Source organism: Thermocrispum municipale DSM 44069, from assembly GCF_000427825.1.
Lineage (GTDB): Bacteria > Actinomycetota > Actinomycetes > Mycobacteriales > Pseudonocardiaceae > Thermocrispum > Thermocrispum municipale.
In genome coordinates, this window is sequence record NZ_ATYT01000009.1 from 110,125 (window position 1) to 128,682 (window position 18,558).

Consider the following 18,558-nt stretch of genomic DNA (forward strand, 5'->3'; position numbering starts at 1 on the left):
TGCTCGTCGGCTTGGGATGCACCAAGGCGGGTGCGGTCGTGCTGCGATACGTGCGCGATGCCTCGCGGTGTCTCCGACTGCCGAGCACACCGACGGTGCAGGCAGCGCGGGGGTGCGGCGCGTGAACGACCGGAACGGCCACTTCCATTTGGCTCAGCGGATGAGCCGGCTCGCGGTCGACTTGCAACAGATCGACGACGAGTCGGCGACGCTCGGCGCGATCGTGTCGGCCGCCGTGGACATGGTTCCCGGCGCCGCGTGGGCCGGGATCGCCCTGGTCGACGGCAAGCAGGTCACTCCGGCCGCCGCCAGCCACGAACTGGTCACCGAGCTGGACGAGCTGCAGGCCACGCTCGGCGAGGGGCCGGCGGTCACCGCTATTCACGACCATGCCGTCGTGCGGATCAACGACCTCGGCAAGCCGGATCAGCCGTGGCCGCACTTCGCGGAGAAGGCGCTGCAGCTCGGGGTGCACAGCATGCTGTCCATCCGGCTGTACGCCCGTAACCGCAACTTCGGCGCACTGACGCTCTACGGCGAGGTGTCCGACGAGTTCGACGAGGGTGCGGAGATCCTGGCGGACCTGCTCAGCGACCACGCCGCCGTGGCGCTGGCAGGCGTCTCCCGCGAGGAGCATCTGAGCTCGGCGTTGGTCAACCGGGACGTACTCGGGCAGGCCAAGGGAATCCTGATGGAGCGCAACCGGATCACCTCACAGCAGGCGTTCAACCTGCTGGTGCGCGCCTCGCAGGAGCTGAACATCAAGGTTGCCACGGTGGCCAGGATGCTGGTGGATCAGGCCGAGGACGGGGTGCAGAAGCCGCGCTGAGTCGACGGTGTCGGGGCTGCCGGCGGCTGACCGAGCCGCTCACCGCCGCCACCGGCCCCCGCCGCTCGCCGGTCGAACGCCGCAGCGCCACACACGAGGAACTGTCAGGTCGGCCGGGCGACCGCCGACCAAGCACCCGGTTCCGACCGCACGCCGAGCGCCCTTGCGCCACCAGCAACCGGCCCGCCCCAGCACTCGGTTCCGCCCAGCCACCGAGCACCGTCGCGCCTATTGCCCGACCCGCCCGTCGATGCACTCGCGCAGCAGGTCGACGTGCCCGAGGTGCCGCGAGTACTCCTCGATCATGCCGACCAGGACCTCCCGCAGAGAGATCGCGCCACCGCCGCTGCCGTGCTTGTTGTCCGGGTCGTCGGCGACGATGTCCAGGCTCGGCGCCGTGGCCACGAACTCGGTGGCGAAGTCCACTTCGGACCGCCAGATGGTCCACGCCTGCTCCACCAGCGTCGGATCGGCCACCGCGCCGTCGAAGTCGCCGTCCGGGTCGTCCAGGGACCCGAACCAGCGCGCCGCCTGCTGGCCGGCCATCAGCCTGCGGAACGTCGCCCGCTCGACGTCGGCCAAGTGCCGGACCAGCCCGAGCAGCGACATCGTCGACGGCGGCACGGCCCGCGGAGCCATCTGCTCCGCGGTCAGCCCGTCGCATTTCAGCTCGAGCGTCAACCGGCACTTACGCAGCGTCTCGGTGAGGGTGGTGCGTTCGTCCCCCAGCCGCGGCCCGTGCTCACGTGGATCGTCGTCTGATGGCCGGCCGTCCTCGGTGAACATGTCGGCGCGTCGGCGTGTGCCCATTTCGTCATTGTTGACCGGAAGATGTGATCAGCCAACGCTTTTCGCCGCTAGTCGGCGGGTTGGCACCGGGGGCACCAGTACGTGACGCGCGGCTCCGGCGCGCCGAACCAGGTCTGGCGAATGGTCGTACCGCACCGTCGGCACGGCCGCCCCTCTCGGCCGTAGACCCACAGCGACCTGCGCCAGTCGCCGGTGGTCACGCGCTTTCCCGGACGGCGGTTCGCGCGCAACAACGTCCGCGATCGCTCGGCCATCGCACGCAGACGCTCGAACTCCAGCGTCCCGATGGACTGCATGGGGTTCAACCGCTCCAGGAACGCCACTTCGTTCTTGTAGACGTTGCCGACGCCCGCCATGACCCGCTGATCCAGCAGGAAGTCCGCAACGCTGATGTCCGGGCCTGCCTTCCGCGCGCGACGCTCGAAGTCGGTCCAGTCGAACTCGTCGGCGATCAGATCCGGGCCCAGCGGCTCGAGCACGCGAGCGTCGAGTGCTGGGGTGCGATCCGCCTCGACGTCCTTGGTCCCGGAAACGGTGACGATGCCCTGCTCGGTCACCAGCACCAACCGCGCCGGTCCGGGCCGTACCGGGCCGGACGAGCGAACGCGCAGTGTGCCGTTCATCGCCAGGTGAACGTGCACGCTGTAGCCGGAATCGAGATCGACGAACAGATGCTTGCCGTACGTGCGCACCTCGCCGACCGTGCTGCCCACGATCCGCGACGAGTAGCGGCGGATGGACGGCGCCGAGCCCTCGACCGCGACGATTTCCTCATCGAGCAGGATCGGACGCGCCGCGTACGCGGCATGCACGTACGAGTCACCCTCAGGCACGGGGACTCCACCGCATGCCTCGCGCCGTCGGGGCGAAACCGTGTTCGGCCAGCACGGCGGCGAAACTCGACTTGCTCACCGGCTCACCGTCGACCGTCGCGACGGTGAACCGCCGGGAGCGCCGGGCCAGCCCGGCCAGGGCGGCCGCTACCTGCTCATCCGCCTCCGGTTCGAGCCGCCGCAGCGTTCGGCCACCCCCTTCGGCGAACGCCACCAACCGGCCGTCGACCAGGACGACGTAGGCACCTGCCACCCGGGCCAGCCTGCCGGTGGACGCCGGCGGCCACTCGAGCGTGGCCCCGTACGGGTTCGCCGGATCGGTCGCCGCCAGCATCTGCACGGCGCTCTCCCCGCCCTCCGCCGATCGCAGCCGCCCCACGGCACCGGGCAGCGCGAACTGCGCGCCGCCGAGGCCCTCCACGAAATAGCCGCGCCTGGCCCGCCCGGTCTCCTCGAGCCGGGCAAGCACCGGGTACAGACCACTGAATCCGCCGCGCACGCCTTCCGCGGCCACTGCTGCGCGGGTGACGACGCCGTGACGTTCCAGCAATTGTTCCGTCCACGCCGCGGCGAACTGGGTCTGCGACGTCTCCGGGTCCCTCAGGTCGGCCACCAGCGTCCACCGCCCAGCGGCCTTCGGTGGGACGGTGCCTCGTCCCCGCCCGCGGACGGCTCGCCCGCGGGAAACGAAGGCTCGGACCGGCGCGAACGTGTCGTTGCTGACCACACCGGCCCACACCAGGTCCCACAGCGCCCGCAGGTTCTCTTCCTGATCACCGCCGACGGCCCGCTGCAACTGGGGGAAGAAGCTGGCGCCGCGATTGGTCAGGTGGCGCAGGATGGTCGCATGCGGCTCGCCCTCCGGGGGCTCACCCGGCGCAGCGAGCAGCACCTCCGCCTGATCGCGCAGGTACAAGGTCACTTTTCCGTCGCGCGAGCCCAGCGCACCGGAACCGACCCAGACCACCGCGCCCTCGGCCATCAGCGCATCCAGCGTCGGGGCCGGGTCCGCCACCCGGGCGGCCAGCACCTCCGACTCGAGCACCGAGGCGGGGATCGGCACCCCCTGCAGCTTCTCGATCGCCGCAAGCAGCGCCTCCCGGCCGGACGGCGGGTCGTCGCTCACGCCGTGCCACGCGGGCAGGAACTTGCCGAGCGTCTCCGCAGGTACCGGCTCGATCTCGCCACGGAGCGCGGCCAGCGAGCCGCGCTTGATCCGACGGAGAACCTCGGCGCCTGCCCACTGTGCTCCGTCGCCGCGCGGGTCGAACGCACCGCGGAGTACCGCGCCGGCGGTGGCGAGCCGCTCCAGCGTCGACTCCACCACCGCAACGGGTAGGCCAAGGGCTTCGGCCGCGTCCGTCACCGCGAAGGGCCCGTGGGTACGCGCGTAGCGGCCGACGAGATCACCGAGGGGGTCGGGCACGGGCTCCAGCAGCGCCTCCGGCACCCCTTGCGGCGGCTGAATGCCGAGCCCGTCACGCAGGCGCGCGATGTCTTCCGCGGCCGCGATGTGGACCTCGCCGCCGATGCGCACCTCGTACACGCGTCGCGCGTCGAGAAGCTCGCCGATGTAGGTGTCTGCCGCGGGCTCGGCACACCGCACGGCGATCGCCTCCGGCGTCAGTGGACCGAGGTGCCGCAGGAGGTCGGCGACATCCTCGGCCGAGCGGGCCTTGCGTTCCTCGGTCAGTCGCTGCAGATCGCGTTCGACGTTGGCGATGACCTCCGCCGACAGCATTTCCCGCAGTTCGGACTCGCCGAGCAGCTCGGCCAGCAACTCTCGATCCAGCGTCAACGCCATGGCTCGGCGCTCGGCCAACGGCGCATCGGCCTCGTAGAGGTAGGCGGCGACAAAGGCGAACAGCAGCGACGAGGCGAACGGGCTCGCCGACGGCAGTTCGACGTCGACCAGTTTGATCCGCCTGCTCTGCATCTCGCCGAGGATCTCCAGCAAAGCGGGGAGGTCGAAGTCGTCCTGCAGGATCTCCCGGTAGCACTCCAGCACGATCGGAAACGAGCCGAACTGTCGTGCGACGTTCAGCAGGTCGGCGGCCCGGCGGCGTTGCAGCCACAGCGGGGTGCGCGAGCCCGGCCTGCGGCGTGGCAGCAGCAACGACCGACCCGCGGCCTCCCGGAAGCGAGCGGCGAACAACGCTGTGTCGGCCAGGTGGTCGATCAGTAGCTGTTCGACCTCGTCCGGCGCCAGCTGCAAGTCCTCCAGCGACGGCACCTCGTCGGAATCCGGGAAGCGGAACGCGATGCCGTCGTCGGAGTAGATCATGTCGACGTCGTAGCCCAGGCGGCCGCGCAGCCGCTGGGTCAGCGCCATCGCCCACGGCGCGTGCACCTTGGCGCCCAGTGGCGAGAGGATGACCACCCGCCAGTCGCCGATCTCGTCCCGGAACCGCTGCACGACGATCGTCCGGTCGTCCGGCAGCACGCCGGTGGCCGCCTTCTCCTCCGCCAGGTAGGCCAGCAGGTTGGCCGCGGCGTACTCGTCCAGGTGGTACTCGTCGCGCAGCAGCGTGGCGGCCTGCTCGGCGGACAGCGATCCCAACTGCCGGATGAAGCGGCCCACCGCGCGACCGGCCTCGATCGGACGCCCGGGCTGGTCACCGTGCCAGTACGGCAACTGCGCCGCGGGCTCTCCCGGCGCCGGGGTGACGACCACGGTGTCCGGCGTGATGTCGGCGATGCGCCACGACGTGGAGCCGAGGACGAACACATCGCCCTGGCGCGACTCGTAGACCATCTCCTCGTCGAGCTCGCCGACCCGGGCTCCGTCCGGCAGCGTCACGCGATACGTGCCGCGATCCGGAATCGTGCCCGCGTTCGTACTGGCCAGCACGCGGGCTCCCGGGCGGGCGGTGACCGCGCCGGTGATCCGGTCCCACACCACGCGCGGCCGCAATTCGGCGAACGCATCGGACGGATAGCGGCCGGCGAGCATGTCCAACGTGGCCTCGAACGCTGCGCGCGGCAGCTGCGCGTACGGCGCGGCGCCGCGAACGAGGTCGTAGAGTTCGTCCGCGGTGAACTCGCCGGTGCAGACGATGGCCACCAGCTGCTGGGCCAGCACATCGAGGGGATGCCGCGGGATGGTCGTGCGCTCCACTGCGCCCTCGGCCATCAGCTTGCCGACCACGGACGCCACCAGCAGGTCACCGCGGTGCTTGGGCAGGATCTTCGCGCGGGACACCTCGGCCACCTGGTGTCCGGCGCGACCGACCCGCTGCAGACCGGACGCCACCGACGTGGGGGCCTCGACCTGCACCACCAGATCGACCGCGCCCATGTCGATGCCCAGCTCGAGGGAGGACGTCGCCACGACCGCTTTCAGTTCACCACGCTTGAGCGCCTCCTCGATCTGGATGCGCTGCTCACGGGCGATGGAGCCGTGGTGCGCGCGGCTGACCTCCTCTCCGGCCAGCTCGTTGAGTTCGCCGGACAGCCGCTCCGCCTGCCGGCGGGAGTTGACGAAGACGATGGTGGACCGGTGCGCGGCGATCAGGTCGAGGATGCGCGGGTGAATCGCGGTCCAGATGGTCGTGCGGCGGGGCGTTTCCTCCACCGGGGCGTCCGGATCGATCGGGGCGGTCATGTCCGCGACCGGGACGGTCAGCTCCAGCTCGAGTGACGGCGCGGCGCCGGCGTCGACCACGGTGACCGGGCGCGGCTGCCACATCCCGGAGTCGTTCAGCTCGCCGCCGCCGAGGAACTCGGCGATCGTCTCGATGGGGCGCTGGGTCGCCGAGAGGCCGATGCGCTGCAGCGGCTCGACCGGGCCGGTTTCGCTGCGGCGACGGCGTTCCTCGAGTCGTTCCAGGCACAGCGCCAGGTGCGCACCTCGTTTGGTACCCGCGACGGCGTGCACCTCGTCGACGATCACCCACCGCACCGACTCCAGCACCTCGGCGGCTTGCGACGTCAGCAGCAGGTGCAACGACTCCGGTGTGGTGATGAGGATGTCCGGCGGCTGTCTGCGCATCCGGCCGCGATCCGCGGACGGGGTGTCCCCGGTGCGGACGAACGTGCGCAGCTCGGGCAACGGGCCGGCGCCCATGCGCTCCGCGGCGTGCCGGATGCCTTGCAGCGGGGCGCGCAGGTTGCGGTCGATGTCGTGCGCCAGCGCCTTCAACGGCGACACGTACAGCACGCGGCAGCGCTGGTCGTCGGGCACGGACGGCTCGGTGTAGAGGCGGTCGATCGCCCACAGGAACGCGGCGAGGGTCTTGCCGGAGCCGGTCGGGGCGTGGATGAGCGTGTGAGTGCCCGAGCCGATCGCCGCCCAGCCTTCGGACTGGGCTTTGGTCGGCGCGTCGAACGACGACCGGAACCACGCCGCGGTCGGCGCGGTGAACTGCTCGAGTACCTCCACCGACTCGAGACTACGGCAGCGGTACGACAGTTGCGCGGGGCGGAAGTTCGCTGGTCAACGCGGCGAACCCGGTGGGGCGGCGATGCGACCGGTGTGGCGCCGGCTCTGGTCGAGCTGTCTCGTGCTCGACCGCCCCAGCTCGCGTGGGTGCCGCCCGATGGCCCGTGCGCTCACGCGCTCGCGGGCGGCAGGACAGCGCGAAGCGCCAGAGCCGACGCGGCAGGCGGGGCGGCCACGCCCGAGCACGGCGCCACGCGGTCATGCCCGAGCACGGCGCCAGTTCGAGACGCCGGGGCCGAAGGCCTGTGCGCTCACCCATCCGCGGGCGCCAGCACGCGCAGACCGACACCCATGCCCACGCTCACCCATCCGCGGGCGCCAGCACGCGCAGACCGACACCCATGCCCACGCTCACCCATCCGCGGGCGCCAGCACGCGCAGACCGACACCCATGCCCACGCTCACCCATCCGCGGGCGCCAGCACGCGCAGACCGACACCCATGCCCACGCTCACTCACCCGCCGGCGGCAGAACCCGCGGACCGACGCCCATGGGTTCGCTCACCTACCCGCGAGCGCCAGCTCGAGCCGTCCAGCGCGGTGCAGTTTCAGCAGCGCGTCCACGGTGGCGTAACCCCGCCACTCCAGCGCGGCGATCGGCGAGAAGCTCGCGAAATCCACCGACCATCCGCCGTCGGAATGTTGCTGCTCGGCCAGCTCGTCCAGCTCGGCCTCGATGACGCCCTCGTCCAGCAGGCGGCTGGCAGGCGACCCCGGCACGGGCGCGAAGTCCAGCGCGCGCATCGTCTCGCCTTCACTGCCACCGGCAACCGGTACCCGGCCGTCGCGCGGGACGAACCGGGCCAGCCGGTCCAGCAGCTCCTCGGCCTGCGGATACTGCGGGACTGCCGCGTCGAGGAACCGCACGGTGAACGACAGCGCGATGGCGTGGGGCTGTTCGTCCAGGGCCTCCACCGCCGCGAAGCAGTACTCGCACGCGCGGCGCAGCCACGGGTGCCGTGCGACTGCGGGATCGTGTGCGGCGACGCGAAGCGCAGCGCCGGCGGCGAACGCGGTGCTCTGCAATGCGGACTTCGTAGGGTCGGCGTTCGCCCAGAACGGAGCTGTCGCCGCCGCGTCCTGCACCGGGAGCGCGAACGGCAATCCGCCGTCCGGCAGTGTGACCGACTCCAGCCAGTCGCACAGTTCGACCACGCGGGGGGACGTGTGCGGCGCGATGTCCTCGAACACCTCGAACGCGTGCAGGGCACCGCCCGGCTGGCTCTCCGCTGCGCGCAGGTCCGGCTCGAGGCCCCGGCCATAGCCGCCGTCGGGGTTGCGGTAGGCCTCCAGGGCGGCCAGCACCGCTTCTGCACTACCCCTGCCGACGAGCAGCTCGAACCGTCGCCGATCCAGCAGGCGCGCATGGCCGGCCATGAACGACGCGGCGAGCTCGAGATCGACACTCATGTGGGCAGTCTGGCACCGGGCCCCGACATTTTCGCGGCGCCGATCAGCCGGCGGGGCGCTCGGTACGTCCTTCAGCCGGATGCAGACCCAGCATGTCCAGCAGCATCGCGCACTCCTGCGCGTCGTTGGACAGCGCGGCGACCGCCCGGGTGGCCCGGCGGCGTTGTTCGGCGTCGATCGCCTCACCCGCACGAAGCACTACGTCCGAGAGGCGTTCCTTCGTCGCACTCATGCCGCCCGGCTACCCGCAACCGCGCGCACTCACACGTGCGACGGCGGCAGGCTTTCTCAGCCGTCGCTGACCGCGGACTCGACGATCAGCGTCCCGGCGTCGGCATCCATGGTGGCCATCGACCCCAACGGAATCGTCAGCTGTCCCGGACCGTGACCGAGTTTGAGCCCGCCCAGCACCGGAACCCCCAGCGCACCCAGTCGGTCCTGCAGCACCCCGACGGCGTCCCACTCTCCTTCGTCGTGCGAGCTGTCGGTGATCTGTCCGATGACCACCCCGGCCACCTTGGGCAGATCGCCACAGCGCAGCAGCTGCGTGAGCATGCGGTCGATGCGGTAGTTGGCCTCGCCGACCTCCTCGACGAAGAAGATCGCGTCGCGCAGATCGAGCTGGTCACGCGCCCCCACCGACGACGACACCAGCGACAAGTTGCCACCGAGCACCACGCCGGAGGCCTTCCCGGGCACCAGCACCGGAGCCGTCGTCTCCTCCGGATCACGCTCCAGCTTCACCTGATCCGTGCTCATCACCGCCGCGCGCAGCGCCTCGATCGACTCCGGCCCGGTGCGCTCGTCGTCCCAGTTGACCATCGGACCGTGCACGGTGGCCAGCCGGGTCGACTCCCACAGCATCGCTTGCAGGCTGGTGATGTCGCTGAAGCCCACCAGCACCTTCGGGTCCCGCCGCACCGCGCGCAGGTCGATCCCGTCGGCGATGCGCTGACATCCGTAGCCTCCCCGCGCGGCGAAGACACCACGCACCTCCGGGTCGGCCAGTGCCGCGTTCAGGTCGGCCAGCCGGTCCTCGTCCTTGCCTGCCAGGTAGCCGTACTCGTCGTAGACGTGCTCGCCGAGTTCGACGACGAGCCCCCAGCTCTGAAGGATCTCGATGCCGCGCGCCATGGACTCGCGGTCAGGCGTACTACCAGGAGAAACGACGCGCACCTTGTCGCCAGGACGCAGCTTCGGCGGGTGCACCGTGCGGCCTTTGCGCAGCCGGTTCAGGTGCTCGGGCAGCCTGCTCGCCGCGGTCTTGCCCGGTTCGGCCGCCCCCGCGACGCCCGAACCCGTCATGACCACGGCCGCTGCCGCCGCAGACGTGCCGATCAGTCTTCTCCGAGTGACCTTGCCCGCTGCCACACTCGCCATCTCTGGGCCCTCCCTTGACCGCCCGCCTTCGCACAGACGGCTGGACCCTACCGTCAGATCTCGCCGTGCGGCAGCCGACGAATTCAGGAGTTTTCCGCCGGGGCGTAGACCAGGTGCATGACGCCGGTGGAGAACGTCGTCGACGACAGCAGCCGCAACGGCACGGTCGGACCGTCGTCGAACAGCCGCTGCCCCTTCCCCACCACGATCGGGTGGACCAGCAGGTGCAGCTCGTCCAGCAGCCGCTGCTCCAGCAACCACCGCACCAGCACGACGCTGCCGGTGATGCCCAGGTTCATCTCCTGCTTGAGCTTGCGCAGCTCGTCGGCCACGTTCTCGTTGATCAACGTGGTGTTCTGCCACGTCGCCTCCGTCAGCGTGCTGGACACGACGTACTTGCGCGCGCTGTTCATCTGCTCGGTCATCGGGTCGTTCGGGTCGGCGTTGGGCCAGTAGTCCGCGAAACCTTCGTAGGTGACCCGGCCGAGCAACGTCGCGTCGGCGCCGCCCATCAGCTCGCCGACCACGGCGCCCATCTCGTCGTTGAAGTACGTCAAATGCCACTGCTCCGGCGACTCGACGACACCGTCGACCGAGACGAACAGGCCGGACTTGATCGAACCCATGATTTCTCCCTGCAATTCGGTAATTAGCGGATATTTCGTGCAAATCGACGGCCGACGGTACCTGAAAAACCCGGTCGCCACGGGCGGGATGGCTTCGTATCGTGGCGGGCATGCGAGCCGCCCTTCGTGCTGACCTGACCGCCGCGATCAAGGCCAAGGACCGCGTCGCCGTATCGGCGTTGCGGTCGGCCCTTGCCGCGATCGACGACGCCGAGGCGGTTGCGGCGGAACCCGTGACGGGCCCCGGTAGCGAGCACGTCGCGGGCGCCGCCGCTGGAGTGGGCTCGGCAGAGGTCGCTCGGCAGCAGCTCACTACCGCAGACATGCGCGCCGTGGTGGAACGGGAGCACCGGGAGCGCGTCGCGACCGCGCGCGAGTACGCCGAGCTGGGCCGGGAGGACGCCGCCGCCCGCGTCCGCGCCGAGGCCGGCGTCCTGGCCCGCTACCTCTCGTCAGACACCGGCCGATAAGCCAGGTACAGCACGCCGTTGTCGTAGACCTGCGCATCGCGCCGCTCGAGCTTTGCCGGCGGCACACCCTCGGGGAACAGCCGCGGCCCGGCACCCCGAGTCACCGGGAAGACGCACAGGTTCAACTCGTCCACCAAACCGTCGGCCAGCATGGCGCGCACCAGAGTCGCCGAACCACTGACGTACAGATCGCCGACCTCGTCCTTCAACGCTCGGATGCGCTCGGGGTCGTAGGGGCCGAGCACCTCGCTGTTCTGCCACGCGCTGGTGTCGGTCAACGTGGACGACACGACGTACTTCTGGGTGTCGTTGAAGAACGGGGCGCCCTCGTCGTCCTCGACCGTCCGCTCCCGCCAGGCGGGCGCGAACATCTCCCACGTCGTCCGCCCCAGCAAGATGCCCTTGCACGTGCTGAACACCGCACGCAGCGCGTCGCCCATCTTCGGATCCCACGGATAGTCGAACGTCCATGTCGGGGCGTCGATCACGCCGTCAAGGCTGACGAACTCGTGGACGTGAATCTCACCCATGGCCAACCTCCGTCACTCTGTCCAGTTCGCCGGATAGGACCGGCTCGGCATCACCAACTCATCGCCATCGGACAATCTGTGACTCACATCACAAGATGACCTCCGGTGACGGTCCGTCCGACCGCTGACGGCGGTGTGGCAGGCTGCGACCATGGCCATCCCCACGGTGATCGTCACCGGGTTTCTCGGCTCGGGTAAGACCACGCTGCTGAACCACTTGCTGCGCAATCGCCAGGGCATGCGGATCGGCGCCGTCGTCAACGACTTCGGCGCGGTCGGGATCGACGCCATGCTCGTCTCCGGCCAGGTGGACGCCATGGTGTCGTTCGCCAACGGATGCTTGTGCTGCGCCGTCGACGCCAGCGGCCTGGACGCGATGCTGGGCAAGCTGGCCGACAGCGGCGCGGTCGATCTGATCGTGATCGAGGCCAGCGGCCTGGCCGAACCGAAGGACCTGATCCGGCTGATGGCAGGCAGCCAGCACTCCGGAGTGGCTTATCAAGGCCTGATCGAGGTGGTCGACGCCGCGGAGTTCACCGCCACCCGCGAGCGCCACCCGCAGTTGGACAACCATCTCAAGGCCGCCGACCTGGTCGTGCTGAACAAGATCGACCGCGCCGAGGACCCGGACGGCATCACGGCCACGGTGCGGGAACTGGCCGCAGGAACGCCGGTCGTCCCCGTCGAGTACGGGCGGATCGACCCGCAGATGCTCGTCGACCTGCCTCGCCGGGAGGAACCCGACGAAAAGCAGCTGTCGTTCGCCGACCTGCTGGAATCCGAACCGGAGGACGACCACGACCACCTGCACGCCGGCTATGAGTCGGTCGAGGTCGTCACCGACACGCCGTTGGATCCGCGGGCGCTCATGGCCTTCCTGGAGGACCAACCCGCGGGGGTCTACCGGATCAAGGGGTTCCTGCACTTCGCCGTGCCCGGCCACGAGCAGAAGTTCACCCTGCACACCGTCGGCGGCTTCGTCCGCCTCGAGCGGGAGAACTGGCGGCGCGACGAAGATCCGCGCACCTCGCTGGTGGTGATCGGCGCCGGGATGGACACCATGGAGGTGCAGCAGCGACTGCGGGCGTGCGAGCACCACGGCGCCTGCGCGGTCGACGAACAGGGCATGCTCGGCATCCTGCGCTTCCTGTGAGCCGACAGGGCGGACTGTGAGCCGACAGGGCGAAGCAATCCCGTCTCCTGGCGAGCCCATCCGCGGTCCACGAGCGATGCTGCCGGGACTCCTGCGCGTCCTGTGAGCAGGTGGGTCGCAGTGAGGCTCGTGCCGAACCTTCCGGCCGCGGGGCTCAACCCCGTCGCACCGAATGAGCCCGGCCGGGGTACGCCCGGAACTCCGGCGACCTCAGCCGCGGCCGACCGACCGCCCGGAGAAGGCGGCGATCCGCTCGTAGATGTCGGCGTCGGCGGGCGCCTGCTGCTCGGGACCGAACGCGCTCCCCCGCCGCTCCGGCGTCAACGCGCCCCGCATCGCCTCGAACCCGCACTCGGCCACCCAGGGATCCAAGTCCGACGTGCCGCGGCCGAGCGCGCGGGCGAGATCCCACGAATGCACCGCGAACTCGGCGGCTTGGAACCCGGCCATCGGCGGCACCTCACCGGCCGACGGCAACTGCGACCGCAGTTCGTCGGCGCCGCGGCGGTAGGCGGCCAACCAGTCGTCGTGGCGCGGGGTCGACGACCAATCGACTTCCTCCCCGCGCATCATCGTGGCGAAATTCGCCGGGGCCTCCACCACGTGGTCGACCAGATCGCGCACCGTCCACTCCGCGCACGGCGTCGGATCGTCGAATCGCTCCGGCCGGACTTCGGCCAGGAGCGCCTCGAGCTGGTCGAGCCCGCTCAGTACCGCATCACGCACACTTTTCTCAGTCACCTGGGCCACCTAACCACGCAACACCGACAGTTACGAGGCCCCCGGCAGCTGCGAGCGGACCGCGACGGTGCTGTCGATGCTCAGCTGCAGGAAACGCATGATCGTGGCGCGCTCGTCGGCGTCGAACTCCGCCCAGGCCCGGGAGTAGGCCTCGCCGAGCGGCCCGAACAGCTGCTCCCCGAGGCGCGCCGTGCGTTCCGGCATCACCAGGTGCACCCGCCTGCGGTCCGTCAGATCGCGATCCCGGCGCAGGTGCCCGGCGTTCTCCAGCCGGTCCAGCACCGCCGTCGTCGCCGAGGCGCTCAGGTTCAGCGCCCGCGCCAGCTGCGTCGGAGAGATCGACTCGCCGCGCCGGCTCGCGTCCATGATCACAACCAGCGCGTTCAGGTCGGTGCGGTACAGGCCGTGCGCCTCGCCGAACATCTCCGCGAACCGATCCAGCTCGATGTTGAGCTGACGGATCAACCGACCCAGTTGCCGGTCGGACTCGGCCTGCTCCGGCTGCGCCCCCGGCTGAGACGCCCGCGACAACCGCGACACCCGCATGAACCGAGCCTAACCGGTGTAGGTAGTTTGAACATCGAATAATTCGGGCAGTCGCCATATCTCGTCACTACTCGGGCGGCGCACATTCGGAGGGACAGTGGGCGCACAGGACACGCGGCGGCCAAGCAAGGCGCGATGGCTACTGCCGGCACTGTTGGTCATCGGGTGGTTGCTCATCGGCGGCGTCGGCGGCCCGTACGCGGGCAAGCTGAGCGAGATCGCCGAGAACGGCAACGAGGCGTTCCTGCCGGAATCGGCCGAGTCGACCGACGCCAATGCGTTGGCCGAACAGTTCTCCGACTCCAACTCGATCCCGGCATTCGTCGTGGCCGAGCGCGAGGGCAAGGTGACCGAGGCGGACCGGGGCTACCTGGCGTCCGTCGGGCAGCAAGCCAAAAACATCGACGGCGTCGAGCAGTCGTCTCCGCCCATTCCGTCGAAGGACGGCGAAGCGCTGCAGATGATCGTGCCGATCGCGGCCGACGGGGACTTCACCAACGCGGTGGACGAGCTGCGTGAACTGACCGAGCAGAACCGGCCGCCCGAGTTGACCGTCAAGGTCGCAGGCCCGGCCGCGCTCGGCGCCGACGTGCGCGAGGCGTTCGGCGGTATCGACGGGTTGCTGCTGCTCGTGGCCGGCTCGGTGGTCGCGGTCATCCTCATCCTGGTCTACCGCAGCCCGCTGCTGCCGTTCCTGGTGCTGCTCTCCGGTGTGTTCGCGCTCGGCCTGGCCAGCCTCGCGGTCTACCTGCTCACCGACGCCGACGTCATCGACCTGAACGGCCAAAGCCAAGGCATCCTGTTCATCCTGGTCTTCGGCGCGGCCACGGACTACGCGCTGCTGTTGGTCTCCCGCTACCGCGAGGAACTGCGCGACACCGAGGACCGGCTCGCCGCCATGCGGACCGCGCTGCGGGCGACCATCGAGCCGATCGCCGCGTCCGCAGGCACGGTCATCGCCGGTGTGCTGTGCCTGCTGATCAGCGACCTGCGCTCCAACTCGGGGCTCGGGCCGGTCGCCGCCATCGGCATCGCCTCCGCGCTGCTCGCCTCCGTGACGTTCCTGCCCGCGCTGTTGGCCTTGTTCGGGCGGGTGGCGTTCTGGCCGTTCCGCCCGACGGTCGGGTCGCCGCACCCGGAGGCCGGCAGCCTGTGGGGCCGGATCGCCCGCGGCGTGGACAAGCGACCCCGCGCGGTGTGGGTGGCGAGCACGCTGGTGCTGCTCGTCGCCGCGGCCTTCCTGCCTCAGCTGAAGGCGTCCGGCACCGCGGAGACCGACATCTTCCTCAACGACGTCGACTCGGTCGCCGGCCAGCAGATTCTCAACGACCACTTCGTCGCGGGCAGCGGCAACCCGACGGTGATCATCGCCGACGCGGACCGGGTCGACGAGGTCACCGAAGCCGCCAAGGTCGACGGCGTCGCCGAGGTGCAGCCGGTGACCGAGCGGAACGGTCAGCCTCGGGTGGAGAACGGCCTGGTGATGCTGGAAGCCACGCTGACCAGCCCGCCGGACTCCACGCAAGCGGTCGACACCGTGGAGCGCCTGCGCGAGCAGGTGCACGCGGTCGATGGCGCCGACGCCAAGGTCGGCGGCCGGACCGCGGTGCTGCTGGACACGCAGAACATCAGCAGCCACGACCGGACGGTGATCATCCCGCTGGTGCTGCTGGTGATCTTCCTGCTCCTGGCGGCCCTGCTCCGGGCGCTGCTGGCTCCCCTGCTGCTGATCGCCACCGTGGTGCTGTCGTTCGCCGCCACGATGGGCATATCGGCGCTGGTGTTCAACGAGATACTGGGCTTCCCCGGCGCGGATCCGGTGGTGCCGCTGTACGGTTTCGTCTTCCTGGTGGCGCTCGGTATCGACTACAACATCTTCCTGATGACGCGCGTCCGGGAAGAGACGCTGCAAGTAGGGAACCGAGAGGGCGTCCGGCGCGGACTCACCATCACCGGCGGTGTCATCACCTCCGCGGGCGTGGTACTGGCCGCCACGTTCGCCACGCTCGCCGTGCTTCCGTTGCTGTTCCTGGCGCAGCTGGCATTCATCGTGGCCTTCGGCGTCCTGCTCGACACGTTCCTGGTGCGGTCGCTGCTGGTCCCGGCCCTGACCTTGGACATCGGCCCGAAGATCTGGTGGCCGTCCCGCCTGGCCCGCGCTGGGCAGCCGGAGCGTCCCGAGCCCGAGGAGGAAAAAGCCGCCGCCGGCGAGACGTCCCGTTGACGGGTGCCCCGACCGGCGGCGGCTGAGGTCGTTCGATCAGCGCCCGGTGGCGTGCAGCTCGGCCACCTCGCGGTCGGACAGCGCGCGGTCGTAGACGTGCACTTGGTCGATCGCGCCGCGCCAGTGGTCGACGTGGTCACCGCCGAACTTCGCCCGGCCGATCACCGTGTTCCCGGTCGCCTCACTGCCGGTGCACGCGCTCGCGGTGCCCGCGAGTTGGCCGTCGACGTACAGCTTGATCGTGTCCGACTTGCTGTCGCGCACGCCGACCAGGTGGTACCAGCGTCCGGTCTCCGGCTGCTGGTCGGCCAGCGCCCGCACGCCGACGAAGCTGAACGCGAACCGGCGGTCCTCCAGCGAGTACTGCAGGAAGAACGCGCTGTCGGTGGCGCCGTCCTGGCTCACCGCGGTGGCCCAGTCGTCCAGCGAGTCCAGCTTCACCCAGGCGGCGACCGAGTAGTCGCCGGTGGTGTCCAGCAGCGACCGCCCGGTGTCCACGTAGGCCTCGCCGCCGAACTGCAGCCCACTGCCCTGCTTGCCGGTTGTCCACGTCGGCCCGTTGACCAGCGTCGCGTCGGCCGGGTTCTCCCGGCCTGCTTCGTCGGCGGTGGTCGAGCCGGAGCCCTCGCTGAACGGGTAGTAGTGGATACCGGTCAGGCCGGGCGTGCCCGGCGAAGGATCGTCGCCGTCACCGGAGCCGTCCGCGCCCGCGATGATCTCCTCGTTGATCTTGCGTGCCTGCGCGAAGTCCATCTTCTTCACCTGTCTGTCGTAGGTGAAGAAGCCGTTGACCTCGTGCTCGACGTCGGTGATCTGGGTGTAGACCGATCCGGAGATGCCGCAGCTCTGTGCGGACGCCAGCACGTCACGCTGGTTCTCCACGTAGCGGCGGGTCAACGTGGCCGAGTCCGGCGTCATCTCGTACGCGTGGCCCTCGCCGAACCACATGTGACCCTCGACCTCCAGGCCGAAACCACCGTGCTCACCGTCCACCGCCACGCGGTTGTCGTCCGGAGCCACCCGGGCCGGACCGACGTAGGCGTGGTGGTCGATCATGTCGCCGCGCCCGGAGTCGCCCTTGGAGAAGCAGCAGTTCACGCCGCTGTGCGCGTTCACCAGCCGGGTCGGGTCCTGCGCTTTGACCTCGTCGGCGATGCGGCCGGTCTCGGCGCGGTCCCATTCGCCCCAGCCTTCGTTGAACGGCACCCATACCACCACCGACGTCCACGCGTCGTTCTGGTCGATGATCCGGTGCAACTGCCGCTCGAACTCCGCACGGTCCTGCTGCGGCGGGACCTCGTTCTCCACGTTCTTCATCGACGGCATGTCCTGCCACACCAGCAGCCCGAGCCGGTCGGCGTGATAGAACCAGCGGTCCGGTTCGACCTTGATGTGTTTGCGGACCGCGTTGAAGCCCAGTTCCTTGTGCTGCTCCAGGTCGAACGCCAGCGCCTCGTCGGTCGGCGCGGTGTAGATGCCGTCCGGCCAGTAACCCTGGTCCAGCGTGGCCAGGTGGAACAAGATCTCGCCGTTGAGCGTCATGCGCAGCTTGCCGTCGGCGCCCCGCTTCGTGCCGATCTCGCGCATGCCGAAGTAGGAGTCGACCTCGTCCACCGTCTCCTCGCCGTCGAGTACTCGCACCTTCAGGTCGTAGAGGAACGGCGAGTCCGGCGACCACAGCTTCGGGTTCGGCACCGGCAGTTGCAGCGGGCGGTTGGCTTGGCCGCGTACCGATCCGACCTCGGCTTGCCCGTCGTAGGCGATCGCCTCGACCGTGGCGTCGCTGGGCGTGTGCACGGTCAGCTCGAGGCTCTCGTCGGCCGGCTTCGGGGCCATGTCCAGCTCGGTGACATGGTTGGCCGGCACCGGCTCGAGCCACACGGTCTGCCAGATGCCGGAGGCCCCGGTGTAGAAGATGCCGCGGTCGGGCACCTGACGCTGCTTGCCGACCGGCTGCCAGGTCTCGTCGGCCCGGTCGGCGACCCCGACGATCAGCTCCTGCGGTCCCGAGCCGGTCAGCGCGTCGGTGATGTCGACGGAGAACCGGTCGTAGCCGCCGCGGTGCGTGGTGACCTGCTCGCCGTTGACCCAGACCGTGGTGTCGTAGTCGACCGCGCCGAAGTTGAGCATCAGCCGCCGGCCGCCACCGACGTTCCAGTCCGCGGGCACCTCGAACGTCCGCCGGTAGAACATCTGATCCTCGTTGCGCTGGATCCCGGACAGCGCGGACTCCACCGGATACGGCACCAGGATCCGCTCGCCGAGCGTCTGCCCGACCGGCGGGTTCGACAGGTCGCTCGCGGAGGCGAATTCCCACACGCCGTTGAGGTTCTGCCACGCGTCGCGCACCAGTTGCGGCCGCGGGTACTCGGGCAGGGCGTTGTCCGGGCCGACCTGATCGGTCCACGGCGTGGACAGTGGTGGATCACCCGGCTGCCACCCCGGATCGGCCTGCGCCGGTGCCACCGCCAGCGCGGCGACGACGATCGCCGCGCCGATCACCCCGAGCAACTTCTTCGACTTCCCCACGGGCCGACCTCCTTGTGGCGCGCGTGATCGCAATCG

Annotated in this window: 15 protein-coding genes; 4 read left to right on the forward strand and 11 right to left on the reverse strand. The window is 69.9% G+C overall.

Annotated features, from left to right (window positions below; translation table 11 throughout):
• Positions 1-121 precede the first annotated feature (121 nt).
• A complete protein-coding gene (locus YWM_RS23245) occupies positions 122-829 on the forward strand; it encodes a GAF and ANTAR domain-containing protein (RefSeq protein ID WP_043660763.1) in 708 nt (235 codons plus the stop codon).
• A 228-nt stretch (positions 830-1,057) separates the two neighbouring features.
• On the opposite strand, the gene YWM_RS0111345 is transcribed toward YWM_RS23245, so the two are convergent.
• The 7 genes from YWM_RS0111345 to YWM_RS0111375 all read right to left on the reverse strand — a co-directional run bounded on the left by YWM_RS0111345 (position 1,058) and on the right by YWM_RS0111375 (position 10,329).
• Complete coding sequence (locus YWM_RS0111345; RefSeq protein ID WP_043660668.1) at positions 1,058-1,639, reverse strand: DinB family protein; 582 nt, start codon at positions 1,637-1,639, stop codon at positions 1,058-1,060.
• A gap of 47 nt (positions 1,640-1,686) precedes the next feature.
• Positions 1,687-2,472, reverse strand: a complete 786-nt coding sequence (locus YWM_RS0111350; protein ID WP_028850826.1) for a DNA-formamidopyrimidine glycosylase family protein — start codon at positions 2,470-2,472, stop codon at positions 1,687-1,689.
• On the reverse strand, positions 2,465-6,853 hold the full coding sequence (locus tag YWM_RS0111355; RefSeq protein ID WP_043660671.1) for an Lhr family helicase: 4,389 nt from the start codon (positions 6,851-6,853) through the stop codon (positions 2,465-2,467). The genes YWM_RS0111350 and YWM_RS0111355 overlap by 8 nt, the downstream gene beginning before the upstream one ends.
• A 561-nt stretch (positions 6,854-7,414) precedes the next feature.
• On the reverse strand, positions 7,415-8,323 hold the full coding sequence (locus tag YWM_RS0111360) for a hypothetical protein (RefSeq protein ID WP_028850828.1): 909 nt from the start codon (positions 8,321-8,323) through the stop codon (positions 7,415-7,417).
• 43 nt (positions 8,324-8,366) lie between these two features.
• A complete protein-coding gene (locus YWM_RS25680) occupies positions 8,367-8,555 on the reverse strand; it encodes a hypothetical protein (protein WP_084612337.1) in 189 nt (62 codons plus the stop codon).
• A gap of 56 nt (positions 8,556-8,611) precedes the next feature.
• Positions 8,612-9,703, reverse strand: coding sequence for a S66 peptidase family protein (locus YWM_RS0111370; RefSeq protein WP_245566006.1), 1,092 nt, complete (start codon positions 9,701-9,703; stop codon positions 8,612-8,614).
• A gap of 83 nt (positions 9,704-9,786) precedes the next feature.
• The gene (locus YWM_RS0111375; RefSeq protein ID WP_028850830.1) at positions 9,787-10,329 is read right to left on the reverse strand and encodes a dihydrofolate reductase family protein; all 543 of its coding nucleotides are present in this window, start codon (positions 10,327-10,329) and stop codon (positions 9,787-9,789) included.
• 110 nt (positions 10,330-10,439) lie between these two features.
• On the opposite strand from YWM_RS0111375, the gene YWM_RS0111380 reads away from it, so the two are divergent.
• Complete coding sequence (locus YWM_RS0111380; protein WP_043660672.1) at positions 10,440-10,799, forward strand: GatB/YqeY domain-containing protein; 360 nt, start codon at positions 10,440-10,442, stop codon at positions 10,797-10,799.
• Here YWM_RS0111380 and YWM_RS0111385 read toward each other — a convergent pair.
• Positions 10,772-11,329 carry a dihydrofolate reductase family protein gene (locus tag YWM_RS0111385; protein WP_028850832.1) on the reverse strand — a complete coding sequence of 186 codons (558 nt, stop codon included), beginning with the start codon at positions 11,327-11,329 and terminating at the stop codon, positions 10,772-10,774. The two genes, YWM_RS0111380 and YWM_RS0111385, sit on opposite strands and share 28 nt — an antisense overlap.
• Before the next feature lie 151 nt (positions 11,330-11,480).
• Here YWM_RS0111385 and YWM_RS0111390 point away from each other — a divergent pair, with 151 nt between their 5' ends.
• Positions 11,481-12,482, forward strand: coding sequence for a CobW family GTP-binding protein (locus tag YWM_RS0111390; RefSeq protein WP_028850833.1), 1,002 nt, complete (start codon positions 11,481-11,483; stop codon positions 12,480-12,482).
• Between the two features lie 210 nt (positions 12,483-12,692).
• Here the strand turns inward: YWM_RS0111390 and YWM_RS0111395 are convergent, their stop codons facing one another.
• Both YWM_RS0111395 and YWM_RS0111400 read right to left on the reverse strand, forming a co-directional pair.
• Positions 12,693-13,223, reverse strand: coding sequence for a TIGR03086 family metal-binding protein (locus YWM_RS0111395; protein ID WP_169720983.1), 531 nt, complete (start codon positions 13,221-13,223; stop codon positions 12,693-12,695).
• 30 nt (positions 13,224-13,253) lie between these two features.
• On the reverse strand, positions 13,254-13,769 hold the full coding sequence (locus YWM_RS0111400; RefSeq protein WP_052344797.1) for a MarR family winged helix-turn-helix transcriptional regulator: 516 nt from the start codon (positions 13,767-13,769) through the stop codon (positions 13,254-13,256).
• A gap of 97 nt (positions 13,770-13,866) precedes the next feature.
• Here YWM_RS0111400 and YWM_RS0111405 point away from each other — a divergent pair, with 97 nt between their 5' ends.
• Positions 13,867-15,993, forward strand: coding sequence for an MMPL family transporter (locus tag YWM_RS0111405; protein WP_028850836.1), 2,127 nt, complete (start codon positions 13,867-13,869; stop codon positions 15,991-15,993).
• A 36-nt stretch (positions 15,994-16,029) separates the two neighbouring features.
• Here the strand turns inward: YWM_RS0111405 and YWM_RS0111410 are convergent, their stop codons facing one another.
• On the reverse strand, positions 16,030-18,522 hold the full coding sequence (locus YWM_RS0111410) for a LamG-like jellyroll fold domain-containing protein (RefSeq protein WP_245566007.1): 2,493 nt from the start codon (positions 18,520-18,522) through the stop codon (positions 16,030-16,032).
• Positions 18,523-18,558 lie beyond the last annotated feature (36 nt).